The organism is Aeromicrobium sp. Root344 (genome assembly GCF_001425755.1).
Classification (GTDB): domain Bacteria; phylum Actinomycetota; class Actinomycetes; order Propionibacteriales; family Nocardioidaceae; genus Aeromicrobium.
This window is the reverse complement of sequence record NZ_LMDH01000001.1, coordinates 1,378,403-1,395,888: the sequence shown is the minus strand read 5'-3', so window position 1 is coordinate 1,395,888 and position 17,486 is coordinate 1,378,403. Positions and strand designations below refer to the sequence as shown.

General features: G+C 67.9%; 16 protein-coding genes. 7 read left to right on the top strand and 9 right to left on the bottom strand.

The genetic code is table 11. The features are described from left to right. Nucleotides 1-9: 9 nt before the first annotated feature. From ASC61_RS20250 to ASC61_RS06905, 3 genes are all read right to left on the bottom strand, one after another. Nucleotides 10-2,652 carry an ABC transporter ATP-binding protein/permease gene (locus tag ASC61_RS20250; protein WP_082530507.1) on the bottom strand — a complete coding sequence of 881 codons (2,643 nt, stop codon included), beginning with the start codon at nucleotides 2,650-2,652 and terminating at the stop codon, nucleotides 10-12. A 1-nt stretch (nucleotide 2,653) separates the two neighbouring features. After that, nucleotides 2,654-3,739 (bottom strand): ABC transporter permease, encoded by a 1,086-nt coding sequence (locus ASC61_RS06910; RefSeq protein WP_082530506.1) that lies wholly within the window; start codon nucleotides 3,737-3,739, stop codon nucleotides 2,654-2,656. A gap of 112 nt (nucleotides 3,740-3,851) precedes the next feature. Continuing rightward, nucleotides 3,852-5,465: an ABC transporter substrate-binding protein gene (locus ASC61_RS06905; protein WP_056210602.1), complete on the bottom strand. Its 1,614-nt coding sequence runs from the start codon at nucleotides 5,463-5,465 to the stop codon at nucleotides 3,852-3,854. Between the two features lie 618 nt (nucleotides 5,466-6,083). Here ASC61_RS06905 and ASC61_RS06900 point away from each other — a divergent pair. From ASC61_RS06900 to ASC61_RS06885, 4 genes are read left to right on the top strand one after another with little or no spacing between them, the layout of a single operon-like run. Beyond that, a complete protein-coding gene (locus ASC61_RS06900; protein ID WP_056210601.1) occupies nucleotides 6,084-6,716 on the top strand; it encodes a response regulator in 633 nt (210 codons plus the stop codon). Nucleotides 6,717-6,750: 34 nt separating this feature from the next. Next, entirely contained in the window at nucleotides 6,751-8,028 is a 1,278-nt protein-coding gene (gene glyA / locus ASC61_RS06895; RefSeq protein WP_056210600.1) for a serine hydroxymethyltransferase, read from the top strand. Further along, nucleotides 8,025-8,768, top strand: a complete 744-nt coding sequence (locus ASC61_RS06890; RefSeq protein ID WP_056210599.1) for an SURF1 family protein — start codon at nucleotides 8,025-8,027, stop codon at nucleotides 8,766-8,768. Before glyA ends, ASC61_RS06890 begins: the two co-directional genes overlap by 4 nt. A gap of 4 nt (nucleotides 8,769-8,772) precedes the next feature. Next, nucleotides 8,773-9,108 carry a DUF3817 domain-containing protein gene (locus tag ASC61_RS06885; RefSeq protein WP_056210598.1) on the top strand — a complete coding sequence of 112 codons (336 nt, stop codon included), beginning with the start codon at nucleotides 8,773-8,775 and terminating at the stop codon, nucleotides 9,106-9,108. Here ASC61_RS06885 and ASC61_RS06880 read toward each other — a convergent pair. After that, nucleotides 9,105-9,881 (bottom strand): enoyl-CoA hydratase/isomerase family protein, encoded by a 777-nt coding sequence (locus tag ASC61_RS06880; RefSeq protein ID WP_056210597.1) that lies wholly within the window; start codon nucleotides 9,879-9,881, stop codon nucleotides 9,105-9,107. The two genes, ASC61_RS06885 and ASC61_RS06880, sit on opposite strands and share 4 nt — an antisense overlap. Beyond that, on the bottom strand, nucleotides 9,881-10,018 hold the full coding sequence (locus ASC61_RS19670) for a hypothetical protein (RefSeq protein ID WP_157439401.1): 138 nt from the start codon (nucleotides 10,016-10,018) through the stop codon (nucleotides 9,881-9,883). The genes ASC61_RS06880 and ASC61_RS19670 overlap by 1 nt, the downstream gene beginning before the upstream one ends. A gap of 106 nt (nucleotides 10,019-10,124) precedes the next feature. Between ASC61_RS19670 and ASC61_RS06875 the strand changes: the two genes are divergently transcribed. Beyond that, nucleotides 10,125-10,655: a peptidylprolyl isomerase gene (locus ASC61_RS06875; protein WP_056210596.1), complete on the top strand. Its 531-nt coding sequence runs from the start codon at nucleotides 10,125-10,127 to the stop codon at nucleotides 10,653-10,655. Beyond that, nucleotides 10,652-11,515: a rhomboid family intramembrane serine protease gene (locus ASC61_RS06870; protein ID WP_056210595.1), complete on the top strand. Its 864-nt coding sequence runs from the start codon at nucleotides 10,652-10,654 to the stop codon at nucleotides 11,513-11,515. Before ASC61_RS06875 ends, ASC61_RS06870 begins: the two co-directional genes overlap by 4 nt. 75 nt (nucleotides 11,516-11,590) lie before the next feature. On the opposite strand, the gene ASC61_RS19925 is transcribed toward ASC61_RS06870, so the two are convergent. Further along, nucleotides 11,591-11,836 (bottom strand): cell division protein CrgA, encoded by a 246-nt coding sequence (locus tag ASC61_RS19925; protein ID WP_056210594.1) that lies wholly within the window; start codon nucleotides 11,834-11,836, stop codon nucleotides 11,591-11,593. Between the two features lie 85 nt (nucleotides 11,837-11,921). Between ASC61_RS19925 and ASC61_RS06860 the strand changes: the two genes are divergently transcribed. Continuing rightward, nucleotides 11,922-12,659, top strand: a complete 738-nt coding sequence (locus tag ASC61_RS06860; RefSeq protein WP_082530505.1) for a DUF881 domain-containing protein — start codon at nucleotides 11,922-11,924, stop codon at nucleotides 12,657-12,659. Here the strand turns inward: ASC61_RS06860 and pknB are convergent. The 3 genes from pknB to ASC61_RS06845 form a co-directional block, all read right to left on the bottom strand. Continuing rightward, nucleotides 12,656-14,443, bottom strand: a complete 1,788-nt coding sequence (gene pknB, locus ASC61_RS06855) for a Stk1 family PASTA domain-containing Ser/Thr kinase (RefSeq protein WP_056210592.1) — start codon at nucleotides 14,441-14,443, stop codon at nucleotides 12,656-12,658. The genes ASC61_RS06860 and pknB overlap by 4 nt on opposite strands. 103 nt (nucleotides 14,444-14,546) lie before the next feature. After that, complete coding sequence (locus ASC61_RS06850) at nucleotides 14,547-16,019, bottom strand: peptidoglycan D,D-transpeptidase FtsI family protein (RefSeq protein ID WP_056210591.1); 1,473 nt, start codon at nucleotides 16,017-16,019, stop codon at nucleotides 14,547-14,549. After that, the gene (locus ASC61_RS06845; protein WP_327019489.1) at nucleotides 16,016-17,389 is read right to left on the bottom strand and encodes an FtsW/RodA/SpoVE family cell cycle protein; all 1,374 of its coding nucleotides are present in this window, start codon (nucleotides 17,387-17,389) and stop codon (nucleotides 16,016-16,018) included. Before ASC61_RS06845 ends, ASC61_RS06850 begins: the two co-directional genes overlap by 4 nt. Nucleotides 17,390-17,486 lie beyond the last annotated feature (97 nt).

Genomic DNA, 17,486 nt, shown 5'->3' with positions numbered 1-17,486 from the left:
CCGGCTCGGTCAGGAGATGTCGGTCAGCAGGTGCCCGCGTGCCTCGCGGCGCCGGCGCTGCTCCTCGGGGTCCGGGACCGGCACCGCCGCGATGAGCCGCTTGGTGTAGTCCTCCTGCGGGTTGCCGAGCACCTGCTCGCGTGGTCCGATCTCGACCAGCGCACCGTTCTGCATCACCGCGACGCGGTTGGCGAGCGTGTCCACGACAGCGAGGTCGTGGCTGATGAACAGGCAGGCGAACTGGAGCCGTTGCTGGAGCTCGGTGAACAGCTCGAGCACGCGTGCCTGCACCGACACGTCGAGGGCCGATGTCGGCTCGTCCGCGATGAGCAGGTCCGGGTCGAGCGCCAGCGCGCGGGCCAGGCTGACCCGCTGGCGCTGGCCACCCGAGAGCTCGTGCGGGAAACGCTCGACGTACGAGCCGCCCAGCTCGACGCTGTCGAGCAGCGACCTGACCTTGGCGTCGATCTCGGACTGCTTCATCTCGGTCTGCACGTGCAGCGGCTCGGCGACGCACTGGCCGATCGACATGCGAGGGTTGAGCGACGAGGCGGGATCCTGGAACACGAACCCGAAGCGCGAGCGCAGCGGCCGCAGCTGACGATCGGACAGGCCCGAGACCTGGTTGCCCGAGACGTGGATCGTGCCGCTCGTCGGCTGCTGCAGGCCCACGGTCGTACGCCCGACGGTTGACTTGCCCGAGCCGGACTCGCCGACCAGGCCGAGGACCTCGCCCTTGCGGATCTCGAGCGACACGTGGTCAACGGCGCGGAAGGCAGGCTGACCGAGCCCACCGGGGAACTCCACGACCAGGTCCTCGACCTTGAGCACCAGGTCGTTCTCGTCGACGAGGCCCGGGCCGTTCTCGCGGCCGAGGTGCGGGACGGCGTCGAGCAGGGCTCGCGTGTAGGGATGCTTGGGCTGGGCGAACAGCTGCCCGGCCGGAGCCTGCTCCACGATGTTGCCGCGGTACATCACGACGACGCGGTCAGCCATGTCGGCGACGACCCCCATGTTGTGCGTGATCAGGACGATCGCGGTGCCGAGCCGGTCACGCAGTGACAGCAGCAGCTCGAGGATCGCGGCCTGGACCGTGACGTCGAGGGCCGTCGTCGGCTCGTCGGCGATGATGACGTCGGGGTCGCAGGCGATCGCCATGGCGATGACGACGCGCTGCTTCTGGCCGCCCGACAGCTGGTGCGGGTAGTAGTCGACGCGGTGCTCCGGATCGGGCATGCCGACCAGGTCGAGCAGCTCGATCGCGCGCTTGCGGGCGTCCTTCTTGGAGATGTCGCGGTGAGCCTGGATGCCCTCGATGATCTGCCAGCCGACCGAGTAGACCGGGTTGAGGGCGGTCGACGGTTCCTGGAACACCATCGAGACCTGGTCGCCGCGGATCGGCCGGATGTCGTTGTTGGACATGCCGAGCAGCTCGCGGTCGCCGAGTCGGGCCGAACCGGTGACCGCGGCGGTCGACGGCAGAAGCCCGAGCACGGCGCGGGAGCTGACGGACTTGCCTGAGCCGGACTCGCCGACAACGGCGACGACCTCACCGGGTGCGACGTCGAACGAGATGCCGTTGACCGCGTGGATCTGGCCTGCGTCCGTACGGAAGGTCACCGCAAGATCGGACAACGACAGCGCGGCGACCCGCTTCTCAGCGGCGTCGGTGTCGCGGACCTCGACTGACGGCTCGATGTCACCCGTGAGCTCCTCGAACTCCGCGGTGATCTCCTTCTCGTCCGCCGACGTCGTCTCGGCACCGCGGGTGCGCAGCAGCGGGTTGAGGATGTCGTTGAGGCTCTCGCCGACGAGGGTCACGCCCAGCACGATCAGGACGATCGCGCTGCCGGGGAAGATGCTGGTCCACCAGATGCCGTTGGACGCGTCGGGCAGTGCCTTGTTGAGGTCGAAGCCCCATTCGGCTGCCGCGGACGGCTCGATGCCGAAGCCGAGGAAGCCGAGCCCGGCGAGGGTCAGGATCGCCTCGGACGCGTTGAGCGTGCCGATGACCGGCAGGTTCTGCGCCACGTTGGAGAAGATGTGCCGGCCGAGGATGCGCGGCGTGCGTACGCCCACCACCCGGGCCGAGTCGACATACGGCTCCACCTTGACCGCGAGCGTCGCGCTGCGGATGACGCGGAAGTACTGGGGCACGAAGACCACGGTGATCGAGATCGCCGCGGCCAGGATGCCGCCGACGGCACCGCTGGCACCTCCGGTCAGCACGATCGACACGACGATCGCGAGCAGCAAGGAGGGGAACGCGTAGAGCGCGTCCATGATCAGCACGAGGACCCGGTCGAGCCAGCCGCCGAGGTAGCCGGACAGCAGGCCCAGCGGGACGCCGACCAGGCTCGACAGCACGACCGCGAGGACGATGACCTCGAGTGCGGTGCGGGTGCCGTAGATGACGCGGGACAGCACGTCGGTGCCGCCCACCGTCGTACCGAACCAGTGGTCGGCGGACGGGGCCTGCTGGGTGCCGAAGAGGACGCCGCCGGAGCGGTCGTCGTTGAAGCCGTATGGCGCGATCCAGGGTGCGAAGATCGCGATGATCACGAACGCGGCGATGATCGCGAAGCCGAGCAGCAGCATGAACCGCTGCAGGCCGTGGGACTGGCGTACGACTGCGGGGACCAGGCGCTTCATCTCAGAACCTCACTCGGGGGTCGACGAGGGCGACGATGGCGTCGATGACGAGACTCGCCACGCAGACGATCACGGCGATCGCGGTGACGATGCCCTGGACCGCGAGGAAGTCGCGCGCCTTGAGGTACTGGGTCAGCTCGTAGCCGATGCCCTTCCACTCGAACGTCGTCTCGGTCAGCACGGCGCCGGCGAGGAGCAGGGCGATCTGCATGCCCATGACCGTGACGACGGGGACGAGTGCGTTGCGGAACGCGTGCTTGCGCACGACCCTCCGCTCGGACACTCCGCGGGCTCTCGCCGCCGTCACATAGTCCATGCGCAGGGTCTGCAGGAGGTTGATGCGAACGAGGCGCAGGAAGACACCGCCGGTCAGCAGGCCCAGGGCGATGGCGGGCAGGACCGCGTACTGGAGGACCTCGAGGATGATCTTGGGGTCACCCCACAGCAGCGCGTCGACGATCATGATGTTGGTGTGCGGGTGCACGTTGTCCAGCGTCAGCTCGGTCTGGGTCGACGAGCGACCCGACGACGGCCAGCCGAGCGGTGTGAACGCGAGCTTGAGCAGCAGGCCGACGAAGAACACCGGGGCGGCATAGATGAGGATCGCGAACAGGCGAAGGATGACGTCGGGCAGCCGGTCGCGATAGCGCGCGGCAAGGCGGCCGAGCGGGATGCCGACGCCGAACGCCACGATGAGCGCCCAGAAGGACAGCTCCAGCGTCGCGGCGCCGTATTCGGTGAGGATGCCGGAGATCGGCCGGTGGTCGGTCAGGGTCGTGCCGAAGTCACCGTGGAGCAGCCCGGTGATGTACTCCCAGTACTGGGTCAGCATCGGACGGTCGAGGCCGGCGGCGTGCTTGCGCTCGGCGATCTGCTGGGCGTTGAGGCGGCCACCTTGGGCGGCGGTCACCGGATCGCCGATGACGCGCATCAGCAGGAACACCATCGTGACGAGCACCCACAGCATGGGGATGATCAGCGCGACGCGCACCAGCATGTAGCGGGCGAGCGGGCTGAGCGGGCCTCGCCGCCCGCGGGAGGGTTCGGCGGGCGTCGGCTCGAGCGGCGCGAGGACTTCGGCGGTCATGAGTTTCCTCATTTTCGGTTCTGAGAGGGTCCGGTCCTTCCGACAGGCTCAAGGACCGTAGACGACAACATACGGAAGGGGCGGGTCCAATGGACCCGCCCCTTCGACGTGACTACTTCGACAGCGAGGTGAGACGGAACTTGAACGCGGGGTCGAGAGTCTCGTCGACACCCTTGACGTCCTTGCCCGCCACGGCGATCTGCGCGCCCGTGAGCAGCGGCAGGATCGGGACCTGGTCGGCCACGAGGTCCTGGATCTGCTTCAGGGTCGCGACGCGCGACGTCTTGTCGCCGTCCGTGGCCTCGGACTTCAGCAGCTTGGTCATCTCGGGGACTGGGTTGTCCTTGTCCGAGAAGTTGTAGTGCGACTGCAGGAAGTTGTTCGGCGCGAAGAACGGCGTCACGTAGTTGTCAGCGTCCGGGAAGTCCGGGAACCAGCCGAGCTGGAACATCGGGTAGGCGTCCTTGACGCGCTCCTTGGAGTACGTGACGTACTCCGTGGACTGCAGGTCGACCTTGAACAGCCCGGTGTCCTCGAGCTGACGCTTGACCATGTTGTACTCCTCGGTCGACGAGGAGCCGTAGTGGTCGGTGTTGTACTGCAGCTTGAGCGTCACCGGGGTCTTGACTCCGGCGTCGTCGAGGAACTTCTTGGCGGCGGCCTTGTCGGGCTTGTCGCCGTACTTGTCCTTGAACGGCTCCGTGGCGCCGACCTGACCCTGCGGCACGGCCGAGTAGGCCGGCGTGTAGGTGCCCTTGTAGACCTGGGTCGAGAGCTCCTCGCGGTCGAGCGAGGATGCCATCGCCTTGCGGATCGCCAGCTTCTGGTCGGCGTCGTCGCCGGGCATCGTCTTCATGTTGAACACGATGTAGCGCAGCTCGCCACCGGCGCCCTTGTGGACCTTGACCTTGTTGTCCTTGCTGAGGCTGTCGATGTCGGTCGGGGTCAGCGAGCGCCAGGCGACGTCGATCTTGCCGTTCTGGACGTCGAGCTTCAGGTTGTTGGCGTCGGCGTACGTCGACAGGGTGACCGTCTTGGTCTTCGCCTTGTTGTAGGCACCGTCGTAGTCGGGGTTGGCCTTGAACTCGGCGATCTGGCCCTTGGTGTACTTGCCGATCGTGTAGGGACCGGAGAAGCCCTGCGCCTTCACGGCAGCGGCGTCGTCCAAGACCTTGTCGGCCGGGTAGGTCTCCTCGTCGACGATCGGTCCGGCGGAGGTGACGAGCACCTGGCCGAACGTCTGGTCGTTGGGCGAGTTGAGGGTGAAGACGACGGTCTTGTCGTCCTTGGCCTCGACCGACTTCATGTTGCCGAGCAGCGAGGCCGGACCATTGGGGTCGTTGATCTTGGCGACGCGCTTGAACGAGAACGCGACGTCGGACGCGGTGAGCGCGTGACCGTTGGCGAACTTGAGTCCCGGCTTGATCGTGCAGACGTACTCGGTCGGCTGCTCGAAGTCGCACTTCGACGCGGCGTCCGGCGTCAGCGTGGTGCTGCCGGCCGGGAAGTTGAGGAGGTACTGGTAGACCTGCGTCTGCACCATCAGCGACCCGTTGTCGTACGAGCCGGCCGGGTCGATCGAGACGACCTTGTCGGTCGTGCCGACGACGAGGTTCGAACCGCCGGCATCCTTGTTGTCGTCGTCCTTGCTTTGCCCACACGCGGCCAGCGCCATGCCGGCCAGTGCGGTCACCGCGATGATCGCGGTTCCCCGACGAAAGTTCATCTTGCTCTCCTACGGTCGAGCCGCGCCATGTGGCTGCGGCGGGATTGTCCACATGATGGGACCGAGCCTTTCCGCACGCTACACGCGCCCGTGGTGGCTGTGCCGACCTGTCAGATTGCATTTTGGTTACCTGTGCGGCGGCATGGCGGCGCCATCGGCGACAGGTAAGGCCAGGGCGGGGCCCGGGCTGCGATCGTGTCGACGACGGATACCGGTCGACGCGTGAGGATCGGGAGGGATATTTGGGAGTTCCTCCACGCCAGCTCGCGGGAGGGAGATCCAGCGGCTGTTAGGGCCCCAGCCCTGACGTTTCCATCGTTCCGCACGGGTCCATCTCCGGTCAGGGACCTAAGTCCTGCGTGTGGCTGCCGTTCGGCACGTCTACGCCTCGAAATGACTAGACCTTTCTAGTCATTTTGACTGATTTCGCAGGAATTGCTGGTTCGTACGAGTGAATTCTGCGGAGGGCGCCAGGAATTCGTGACAACCGTCCCCTCCGAGTCGTTAGTGTGCCGAGCGGGAAGGGGATCCCATGCACGTCCGGCACGCGACATTCGTCGATGCATCCTCGGGGCGACTTCCGCGCGCCTCGACGCCGGCGGCGTCAGCGGGCCCACTGTGATCAGGGTCTTCGTGCTCGACGACCACGAGGTCATCCGCCGCGGACTGCGAGACCTGCTCGAGGATGAGGGCGACATCGCGGTCGTCGGCGAGGCGGGCCTGGCGGCAGATGCCTTGCTCCGCATTCCGGCGGTCACCCCAGACGTTGCCGTGCTCGACGCGGACCTCCCGGACGGATCGGGCATCGAGGTGTGTCGTGCCATCCGGGAGGCACACCCGCAGATCGCTGTGGTGATCCTGGCCGCACACGACGACGACGAGTTGCTGTTCGCGGCGATCATGGCCGGTGCGGCGGGCTACCTGCTCAAGCGCGCGCGGGGGGCCGAGCTCGTCGAGGCTGTCCGGCAGGTGGCCGGCGGACAGTCGCTGCTCGACCCGGTCGCGACCCAGAAGGTGCTGGCGAGGATCCGCGAGGGCGAGCCGGCGGCCGACCCGCTCGACCTGCTGACCCCGCAGGAGAGCCGCATCCTCGACCTCATCGGCGAGGGCATGACGAACCGGCAGATCGCGGCCGAGATGTTCCTCGCGGAGAAGACCGTCAAGAACTACGTGTCGCAGCTCCTGGCGAAGCTGGGACTCAAGCGGCGTACCCAGGCCGCCGTGCTCGCCGCGAGACGCAAGCAGTCGTAGGTCGACGGCACGAGGGGCCAGATACCCTTGGCCCATGAGCCACAACCAGCATCTCTCCGAGTTCGACCCTGACATCGCCGCGCTCCTCGACGCCGAGCTGCACCGTCAGCAGTCGACGCTCGAGATGATCGCGTCGGAGAACTTCGCCCCTGTCGCGTCGCTCGAGGCCCAGGGCAGCGTCCTGACCAACAAGTACGCCGAGGGCTATCCCGGCAAGCGCTACTACGGCGGCTGCGAGTTCGTCGACCAGGTCGAGACCATCGCGATCGACCGGCTCAAGCAGCTGTTCGACGCGGGCTACGCCAACGTCCAGCCGCACTCGGGGGCGACCGCCAACGCCGCCGCGCTGCACGCCATCGCGACGGCCGGCGACACGATCCTGGGTCTTGACCTGGCCAACGGCGGTCACCTGACCCACGGCATGAAGCTCAACTTCTCCGGCAAGCTCTACAAGCCCGTCGCCTATCACGTCGTGCCCGAGACCGGTCTCGTCGACATGGACGAGGTCCGCACGCTGGCGCACGAGCACCAGCCGACCGTCATCATCGCCGGCTGGTCGGCGTACCCGCGCCAGCTCGACTTCGCGCTGTTCCGCGAGATCGCCGACGAGGTCGGCGCCAAGCTCTGGGTCGACATGGCGCACTTCGCCGGGCTCGTCGCCGCCGGCCTGCACCCCAGCCCGCTGCCGCACGCGCACATCGTCACGACGACGACCCACAAGACCCTCGGCGGTCCGCGCGGTGGCGCGATCCTGACCAATGACGAGGACATCGCCAAGAAGATGCGCTCTGCGGTGTTCCCCGGTCAGCAGGGTGGCCCGCTCGAGCACGTCATCGCCGCCAAGGCCGTCGCGTTCAAGATGGCCCTCGAGCCGGAGTTCACGGAGCGCCAGCAGCGCACGATCGAGGGCGCCAAGATCCTCGCCGAGCGACTGGTCGCCGCTGACACCCGCGCGGCAGGTGTCAACGTGCTCACCGGTGGGACCGACGTGCACCTGGTGCTGGTCGACCTGCGCGAGTCCGAGCTCGACGGCCAGCAGGCCGAGGACCGGCTCCACGAGGTCGGCATCACGGTCAACCGCAACGCCGTGCCCAACGACCCGCGGCCGCCGATGGTGACGTCGGGGCTGCGCATCGGCACGCCGGCGCTCGCCACGCGTGGCTTCGGCGCCGACGAGTTCACCGAGGTCGCCGACATCATCGCCGCCGCGCTGCTGCCCGACGACGTCGACATCGAGGGGCTGCGCAAGCGGGTGACGGTGCTGGCCGAGCGCTTCCCGCTCTACCCGGACGTCGCGCCCTTCATGTCGTGACACTCGGCACGACGAGGCTGTGGCTGCGGCCGGGTCTCGTCGGTCTGCACTTCTTCGCGGTCGTCGCCGTCGCGTTCTGCGTGTTCATGGGCCTGTGGCAGCTCGGGGTCTATGACTCGCGCCAGGAGCACGAGCGCGCCGACAAGCAGCACGTGCCGCGCGTCGCGCTGTCCGGGCTGTGGGGACCCGACCAGTCGTTCACGTCGAAGCTCAACCACCGGCCGGTCACCGCCGAGGGCACGTTCGCCCCGGCTGAGCAGCAGGTCTGGGTCACCGACAAGGAACAGGACGGGCGTACGGGCGTGTGGCTGCTCGCTCCGCTGCTCGTCGACGGCGATGACCACGCCCTCCTGGTGGTCCGCGGATGGGCGCCGAAGGTCGGCGAGCTCCCCGCCGTTCCCGAGGGACGGGTCACGATCAAGGCCGTCCTCCAACCCGGCGAGGCGGGCGGCGCGTCGTACGACCCGGACCGTCGCGAGATCGGCTCGGTGCGCATTCCGGCGCTCACCAACGAGCTGCCGTACGACCTCTACTCCGGCTACGCCGTGAGCACGAGCGCCTCCGCCGCGGCCGGACTCGAGCTCGTCCCGCCGCCGGCGCCGGATGACGTGTCCTGGACCGTCGGCCTGCGCAACCTGGCGTACGCCTTCCAGTGGTGGGTGTTCGGGGCGTTCTCCGTCTTCATGTGGTGGCGGATGTCGACCGAGAGCGTGGCCGCTGCGAGGCCGAAGGTAGCCTGACGAGGTGAAAGCCGCACTGCTCCGCTACCGCGTCATGGCAAACATCGTCGGCGTCCTGCTGATCATCCTGATCCTCGTCGGCGTGCCGTTGAAGTACTTCGCGACGGAGGGCTCGGGGGCCCAGGACCTCGGCGAGAACATCACGACCTACCTGGGCATCGCGCATGGCTGGCTCTACATGATCTTCTTGATCATGGCCGCGATCCTCGCGCGCAAGGCGCGCTGGTCGATCCCCTTCGCGATCACGACGCTGCTGGGCGGAACCGTACCGATCCTGAGCTTCTGGGCCGAGCACCGCGCGACCAAGGCCGTGAAGGCGCAGCACGCCGACGCCGTCTAGCGACCGGTGAAGGTGGCCTTGCCCGGACCGTCGCGGAGGAACGACTCCATGCCGTCCTGCAGGTCCTGCGTGTCGAACAGCTCGGCGGCGATCGCCGTGACGTGCGCGTTCGCCTGAGGAACTCCGCCGGTCTCGAAGTGCCGCAGGATGTCCTTGGCGGCGGCGAACGCCATGGTCGGGCCGGCCGCGAGGTGCGCGACGAACGCCAGGACCGCGTCGTCGAATCCGTCGACGGGCAGCACCCGGTTGACGACGTTCCACCGCTCGAGCGTGGCAGCGTCGTAGAGGTCACCGGTGAACACGAGCTCCTTGGCGCGACCGACTCCGGCCCGGGCGGCGAGGCGCTGCGTGCCACCCATCGTCGGGGTCAGCCCGATGACGCGTTCGACCAGTCCGAACCTCGCCTTGTCCGTCGCGAGGACGAGGTCGCACGCGAGCGCGACCTCGAACGCCCAGGTCAGCGTCAGCGCGTGCGCCGCGAACACCGTCGGGAAGGACAGCGCGTCGACGCGGTTCGGCAGCTCGAGCATCCGGTCGTACAGCTGCTGGGTCTCGGCCTTGGTCTTGCGGGCGTGGAACTGGGACACATCGACGCCGCCGGAGACGATCTTGCCCTCGGCGCGGATCAGGAGCGCCCGGGGCGGTGCGGCCTCGACCTCGTCGAGAGCCCGGTCGAGCTCGTCGTGCAGCTCGAGGGAGTAGAGGTTGACCGGGGGTGCGCTGAAGGTGAGGACGGCGATGCCGTCGTCGGTACGTGTGACAGCGGCCGGCATCAGCGCGGTGCGGAGTCGTTCGGGTCGTACGAGCCGCCCTTGTCGGCGACGGCGTTGCGCACCGCCACCACGGCGCCGGCGATCAAGGTGAACAGGAAGAACTTCCGGACGGGGTGTCTCTTCTCCGACTTCGACATGCGGGTCACGATAGCCCTCACATCCCCGGCGATCCCACCCGCCCGCCGTCCTGTCGGTCTTGGTCACTCATGAAAAGATGGGCGCAGCAACCGAAAGGAATTCCCTGTGGCCTCGCAGCTCATCGCGACCTTCACGACCAACCACGGCGCCATCGTCGTGGAGCTCTTCCCCAACCACGCTCCCAAGACCGTCGACAACTTCGTCGGCCTCGCCGAGGGCACCAAGGACTGGATCGACCCGGCCACCGGCCAGATCTCGAACAAGCCGTTCTACGACGGTCTCGGGTTCCACCGCATCATCCCCAACTTCATGCTCCAGGGCGGCGACCCGCTCGGCACCGGCACCGGCGGTCCCGGCTACGAGTTCGAGGACGAGTTCCACCCGGACCTGCAGTTCAACAAGCCCTACCTGCTCGCGATGGCCAACGCCGGACCCGGCACCAACGGCTCGCAGTTCTTCATCACGCTCGTGCCGACCGACTGGCTCAACCGCAAGCACACGATCTTCGGTGAGGTCGTCGATGCCGGCAGCAAGGCTGTCGTCGACGCGATCGGCGCCGCGGCGACCGACGGTTTCGACCGTCCGATCGAGCCGGTCGTCATCGAGAAGCTGACGATCGAGCGACGCGAGGCGTGAACCTTCCCGCTTCGGACTATCGCTGCTACCGGCACCCTGACCGCGAGGCCTACATCTCGTGCCAGCGCTGTGAGCGGCTGATCTGTCCGGAGTGCATGAACGACGCGTCGGTGGGGTTCCAGTGTCCGTCGTGCATCGCCGAGGGAGCCAAGTCCGTACGCGCTCCCCGGACGATGGCCGGCGGCCTGGTCTCCACCAATGTCGGAACCGTGTCGATGGTGCTGATCGCGATCAACGTCGCGGCCTACCTGCTGACGTTGGCGACCGGCGGCACGGACGGCAGCGTGTTCCAGCACGGAGCCATGCTGGCCGAGTCGAGGTTCAACCTCGACGGTGAGGTGCTCAAGGGCGTCTCCGACGGGGCCTACTGGCGACTCCTGACCTCGGCGTTCCTGCACGAGAACGTCCTCCACATCGCCTTCAACATGTACGCCCTGTATCTGTTCGGTCCGTTCGTGGAGCGCGCGCTCGGACGTGTGCGATTCATCGCCGCCTACCTGACGATGTCGGTCGGCGCGTCAGTGTTCGTCTACTGGCTGTCGGGGCCGGGAACGCTGACGATCGGCGCCTCCGGGGCGATCTTCGGCCTGTTCGGCATGGCACTGATCCTGATGCTCAAGGCCAAGCAGGACGTCTCGACGCTCCTGGTGCTGCTGGGCATCAACGCCTTCATCAGCACGCAGGGCAACATCAGCTGGCAGGGACACCTCGGGGGGTTCGTCTTCGGCTGCCTGCTGGGGGTCGTCTTCGCGTACGCCCCGCGCGACCGCCGGACCCTGGTGCAAGCGGGGGCGATGGTGGCGCTGTGGGCCGGGATCGTCATCGCCGTGGTCCTGAGGACGAATCAGCTCACCGGTTAGTCCACAGATGTGAATGACAGCGGTGTGATTATCAACAGCTGTGCACACAGGTGTGGATAACTACAACGGTGTAACTCACTCCCACTTCATCGCGAAGCCGAAGGCCGCCACGATGAAGCCCATGCCGATGACGAGGTTCCAGCTGTTGAGGTCGTCGTACCACTGCAGCCACGACGGGTAGTCGATCGTCTGGTTGCTCAGCGTGTAGAAGACGACGATCCAGACCAGCCCGATGAGCGCCGAGGTGACCATCGCGGGACCTGCCCAGCGGTTGCCGATCTTCTGGGCTTTCGGTGCCTTGGGGGCCTTGTCTTTCGCCACGACGTCTCCGGATGGTTGCTGCGGCAGGGCCGCATCGGTAGGTGCTCTCGGATAGCCTAGGCCATCGACTGAAGAGGAGTTCGGCATGGCGAAGGCGGGGAGCCACGCACGCCAGAGTCGACCCGTTGCCGTGCTGGCGATCTTCGTCTTCATCGGGCTGTTGTTCGCGGCAGGGAAGGTCAGCGCCAACGGCGGCGACCTCCGGCCGGCCGGCGGAGACCCGGCCTCACTGGCCCAGGAACGCGCCCAGCGGATCGACGAACGCCGCTCCGATGCCCGCCACCTGCGCGCCGACATCGAGGACCTCTCGGCCAGCGTCTCCAGTGCCACCGTCAAGAAGCTCAGGGCGCGCGCCAAGGCGCTCGAGGAGCCGACGGGTCTCACGGCGCTGGAGGGTCCCGGCATCCGAGTGACGCTCGACGACGCTCCGCCGGGGGTCAAGCCGCCCGACGGCACCGACCCCAAGGTGCTGCTGGTCCACCAGCAGGACATCCAGGCCTACGTCAACGCGTTGTGGGCGGGCGGCGCCGAGGCCGTCACGCTCCAGGGCCAAAGGCTGATCTCGACGACCGGCATCAAGTGCGTCGGCGCGACCGTCGTGCTGGACGGTGTGCCCTACTTCCCGCCCTACGTCATCGAGGCGATCGGTGACGTCGGCACGATGAACAGCGCGATCGCCACGTCGTCGGCCACGACCTCGTACGCGCAGTACGCCGCCGACCCGCGCTACCAGCTCGGCCTCGACATCGAGGACGTCGACAACGTCAAGGCCCCGGCCTACGCCGGGACCGTCAGCCTCAGCTACGCCAAGGCCACCGACTAGCCGTCAGCGCCGTCGGCCTCGACGCCGAGCACTCCGTTTCCGCCATCAGTGCCGTCGGCGTCGGCAGGGTCGGTGTCCTGACCCGGGTTGGCCGAGACCGTCAGCACGATCGTCGTGCCCGGCGGCACCTTGGTGTCGGGACCGGGGTTCTGCGCGGTCACCTGGCCGTCCGGCGCCTGGGCGGCTGGGTCGTCCTTGGTCGTGACCTTGAGCCCGAGGTCCTCCAGGGCCTTGGTCGCCGCGTCGATGTCCTGGCCGACCACGTTGGGGATCGTGACCTCACCCTTGGAGACGAACAGCGTGACCTCGGAGCCGACGTCGACCAGGGCGTTGACCAGCGGCGTGCTGTTGATGACGACGCCGCGGTCGGCACTGTTGTCGACCCACTCGCGCTTGACCTTGAACTTGCCCTCGCCGTTCTCGAGCTGCTCCTTGGCGACCTTGAACTGCAGCTGCCGCACGTCGGGCATCGCGACCTGCTTGGGTCCCTCGCTCACGATGAGGGTGACGGTGCTGCCCTCGTCACGCTTCTCGCCCGCGGGCGGGTCGGTCTCGATGACGAGCCCCTTGTCGACGTCGCTGCTGGCCTGCGTCTCGGTCTTGCTGCTGACGATGAACTTCTTGTTCTCGAGCGCACGGGTCGCGGTGTCGACGTCCTTGCCGGCCACATCAGGGACGGTGACCTGGATCGGCGCGGCAGGTGAATCCGTGGCCTTCCAGATCGCGAAGGCGATGCCGGCGAGCAGCAGCACGGCGATCGCGCCGATGATCCACCACTTGGCCCGGCTCTCGGGCTCTTCGTCGTCGGGGTCGGGCTCGGCGCGGCGGGCACCGCCAGCGACCGGGAGGACCGGTGCGGCCGGCGCGACGGCGGTGGCTCCGCTCACGACGGCGGTGGCGGCGGTCGGCGCCTCGACGGCCTGGCCGGCGAGCACACGCTCGATGTCCTTGCGCATGTCGGCGGCGCTTTGATAGCGGTCCTCGACCCGCTTGGCGAGCGACTTGGCGACGATGTTGTCGATCGCGGCGCTGACGTCGGGGTTGAGCTGCGACGGGGGCCGGGCCTCCTCGCGTACGTGCTGGTAGGCCACCGACACGGGGCTGTCGCCCACGAACGGGGGCCGACCGGTCAGCAGCTCGTAAAGGAGGCAGCCGGTGGAGTAGATGTCGCTGCGGGCGTCGACGGTCTCACCGCGCGCCTGCTCGGGCGACAGGTACTGAGCCGTGCCGATGACAGCAGCAGTCTGCGTCATGGCCGACGAGGTGTCGGCGATCGCGCGGGCGATGCCGAAGTCCATGACCTTGACCTGCCCCGACGGCGTCAGCATGACGTTGGCGGGCTTGATGTCGCGGTGGATGATGCCGGAGCGGTGACTGTAGTCGAGCGCGCTCAGGACGTCGGCGGTGATCGACAGGGCGCGCTCGGGCAGGATCTTGCGACCGTTCTCGGCGCCGCGCAGGATGTCGCGCAACGTCTGGCCCTCGACGTACTCCATGACGATGTAGGGCACGTGGCTGCCGTGCTTGTCGATCGACTCGCCGGTGTCGTAGACCGCGACGATCGACGGGTGGTTGAGGGCGGCCGACGACTGGGCCTCGCGCCGGAAGCGCGCCTGGAACGTGTCGTCAGCGGCGAGGTCGCCACGGAGCTGCTTGACCGCGACGGTACGGCCGAGGCGCAGGTCGCGGCCGACGCGGACATCGGCCATGCCACCGCGTCCGAGCAGGCCGCCGAGCTCGTAGCGGTCGCCCAGGCGTATGGTCTCGTCGCCGGATTCGGTCATGGTGTCAGTCTCCCAGACGTGGGTGTGAGCGGGTCGTGGTGTCGAGACCTGGCCATGGGCACACTGTCGCCAAGCTCGAGTGCGGACTCAACGGATTCGTACGTCATTTGCCCAGCACTGCTTCCATGACGGACTTCGCGATCGGACCGGCCAGCCGGCCACCGGCGATCTCGTCGCGGGCCGTGTCGCTGGACTCGACGAGCACCGCGACCGCGACCTTGGGGTCGTCGCCGCCGGCGAACGACACGAACCAGGCGTAGGGCGGCCGGTCGGGGGTCGACTGTGCGGTGCCGGTCTTGGCGCCGACGTCCTCGCCGGGGATCTGCGCCGAGGTCGCCGTGCCCCTCGTGACGGTGCTGACCATCATCTCGCGGAGCTTGGCGGCGTTGGAGCCGCTCATCGCCTGGCTGAGGCGCTCGGGCTTGGCCTGCTCGAGCACCCGCAGGTTGGGAGAGCGGACGGTCTTGACGACGTAGGGCTTCATGACGTCGCCACCGTTGGCGATGCCTGCGGCGACCATGGCCATCTGCAGCGGCGTCGCGGCGACCTCGTACTGGCCGATGCCGGACTGCGCGAGCTGAGGTGCCTCGAGCTTGTTGTCGCCGACCGTGAACCGGCTGGCGTTGGAGGCGAGGCCCTCGATCGGGTCGGTGTCGAAGCCGAACTTGGCGGCCTGCTCAGCCAGCTTGTCCTGGCCGATCTTGCCGGCGAGGGCGCCGAAGGCGACGTTGCACGACACGTTGAGCGCCTGCTCGAACGTGATGCGGTCTCCGCCGCAGTTGCCGCCGTTCTCGTTGGGCAGCGAGTACTGGATGCCCGGGAACGTCAGCCGCGAGCCGGCCTTGATCTCGTCGTCGATGTTGTCGACGACGCCGTTCTCGAGCGCCGCGGCAGCCGTGACGAGCTTGAACGTCGAACCGGGCGGCAGCGTCTGCTGCGTCGTCCGGTTGGTCATGGGCTGGTCCTCGTCCTTGGTCAGCGAGTTCCACGACTTCTGCACCGCCGTGAAGTCATGGCTGGCGAGGCGGTTGGGGTCGTACGACGGCTGGGTCACCATCGCCAGCACCGCGCCGGTCTGCGGGTCGAGCGCGACGACGGCGCCCTTGGTGTTCTTGCCGAGCCGCTCGAGTCCCTCGGCGGCCGCCTTCTGCGCGAGCGGGTCGATCGTCAGCTCGACGCTGCCGCCCTTGGGCTGCTTGTTGGAGACCAGGTCCACGACCCGGTTGACGAACAACCGGTTGTCGCTGCCGGAGAGCACGTCGTTCTCGGACTGCTCGAGGCCGCCGCGCCCGAAGACGTACGAGAAGTAGCCGGTGATCGGCGCGTAGAGCCCGCCGTCGGGATAGCGGCGCTGGTACTTGTACTCGTCCTTGGTCTTGACGCTCTCGGCGATCGGCTTGCCGTCGACGAGGATCGCACCGCGGGCGCGGGAGAACTCCTCGTTGATGACGCGCTTGTTGCCGTTCTTGGAGTTGAGGTCGTCGGCCTCGACGAACTGCACGTAGTTGATGTTGATCAGCAGGGCCGCGAACAGCACGAGGCACGCGATGGCGATGTTGCGGATGGGGCGGTTCATGACAGCTTCACCACCTGGGTCTCCTCGTCGCTGGCGAACGTGGAGATCTCGGGAGCGGGTCGACGGGTCTGGTCGCTGATGCGCAGCAGGAGGCCGATGATGGCCCAGTTCATGACGACGGACGAGCCGCCCTGCGCCATGAACGGTGTCGTGAGACCGGTCAGCGGGATGAGCCGGGTCACGCCACCAACGACGACGAAGACCTGGAGCGCGAACGAGAACGCGAGGCCGGCGGCCAGCAGCTTGCCGAACGCGTCGCGGCAGGTCAGCGAGATGCGGAGGCCGCGCTCGACGATGAGGCCGTAGATCACGATGATCGCCATGAGCCCCGTCAGGCCGAGCTCCTCGCCCATCGAGGCGGCGATGAAGTCCGAGAACGAGTAGGGCGTCAACTGCGGGCTGCCCTGTCCCCAGCCTTGTCCGAGGATGCCGCCGTGCGCCAGGCCGAACAGCCCGTTGATGATCTGGCCGTTGCGGTCGGGGTCGCCGAACGGGTCGAGCCAGGCGTCGAAGCGTACGCGGACGTGCTCGAACCCGAGGTAGCCGAGATAGGCGCCGACGCCGAACAGCACGGCGCCGACGACGAGCCAGCCCGGACGCTCGGTCGCGACGTAGAGCATCACGACGAACAGGCCGAAGAACAGGAGCGAGGAGCCGAGGTCGCGCTGGAGCACGAGGATGCCCACGCTGATCAGCCAGCCGGCGAGGATCGGGCCGAGGTCCCGGCCGCGCGGCAGGTCGATGCCCATGACGCGACGGCCGGCGAGGGCCAGCGCGTCGCGCTTCACGACGAGGTAGCCGGCGAAGAAGATCGCGAGGCACACTTTGGCCGCCTCGCCGGGCTGGAAGCTGAACGGTCCGAAGTTGACCCAGATGCGCGCGCCGTTGATCGTACGGCCGAAGTGCGGCAGCAACGGAAGGATCAGCAGGCCGATCGCGGCGAGGCCGAACGTGTAGGTCAGGGTCTGCAGGCGGCGGTGGTCGCGCACGAGCATGAGGATGCCGGCGAACGCGGCGATGCCGACCGCGGTCCACACGAGCTGGGAGTTGGCGAACGCGGCGCGTTGGGGATCGATCTGGCGGCGACCGAGGTCGAGGCGATAGATCATCGCGAGGCCCAGGCCGTTGAGCGCGATGACGAGCGGCAGCAGCACGGGGTCGGCGTAGGGCGCGACCTTGCGGACGATCAGGTGCGTCGCGATCGCGACGACGATGAGCGCGCCACCGAGCTTGTAGGTGTCGGCCGGGATGGTGCCCTCGACGCCGAGACCCACCGACGCGTAGGCCGCGATGCCGATGAACACCGCGAGCACGGTCAGGAAGAACTCGGCTCCCCGCCGCTTGCGAGGAACCCAGGCGGGTGTGGTCATCGCTGCCATGCCGTGTTGGACGCCGTCGACTTGGTCGTCTTGGTGGGCGTCGGCTTCTTGGAGGGGGTCGGCGTCGGCGGCGTGGGATCGACCGCGA

Coding starts and splice junctions, on each gene's coding strand:
- ASC61_RS20250 (WP_082530507.1), bottom strand. CDS start 2,652: ATGAAGCGCCTGGTCCCCGCAGTCGTACGCCAGTCCCACGGCCTGCAG.
- ASC61_RS06910 (WP_082530506.1), bottom strand. CDS start 3,739: ATGACCGCCGAAGTCCTCGCGCCGCTCGAGCCGACGCCCGCCGAACCC.
- ASC61_RS06905 (WP_056210602.1), bottom strand. CDS start 5,465: ATGAACTTTCGTCGGGGAACCGCGATCATCGCGGTGACCGCACTGGCC.
- glyA (WP_056210600.1), top strand. CDS start 6,751: ATGAGCCACAACCAGCATCTCTCCGAGTTCGACCCTGACATCGCCGCG.
- ASC61_RS06880 (WP_056210597.1), bottom strand. CDS start 9,881: ATGCCGGCCGCTGTCACACGTACCGACGACGGCATCGCCGTCCTCACC.
- ASC61_RS19670 (WP_157439401.1), bottom strand. CDS start 10,018: ATGTCGAAGTCGGAGAAGAGACACCCCGTCCGGAAGTTCTTCCTGTTC.
- ASC61_RS06860 (WP_082530505.1), top strand. CDS start 11,922: ATGGCGAAGGCGGGGAGCCACGCACGCCAGAGTCGACCCGTTGCCGTG.
- pknB (WP_056210592.1), bottom strand. CDS start 14,443: ATGACCGAATCCGGCGACGAGACCATACGCCTGGGCGACCGCTACGAG.
- ASC61_RS06850 (WP_056210591.1), bottom strand. CDS start 16,019: ATGAACCGCCCCATCCGCAACATCGCCATCGCGTGCCTCGTGCTGTTC.
- ASC61_RS06845 (WP_327019489.1), bottom strand. CDS start 17,389: ATGACCACACCCGCCTGGGTTCCTCGCAAGCGGCGGGGAGCCGAGTTC.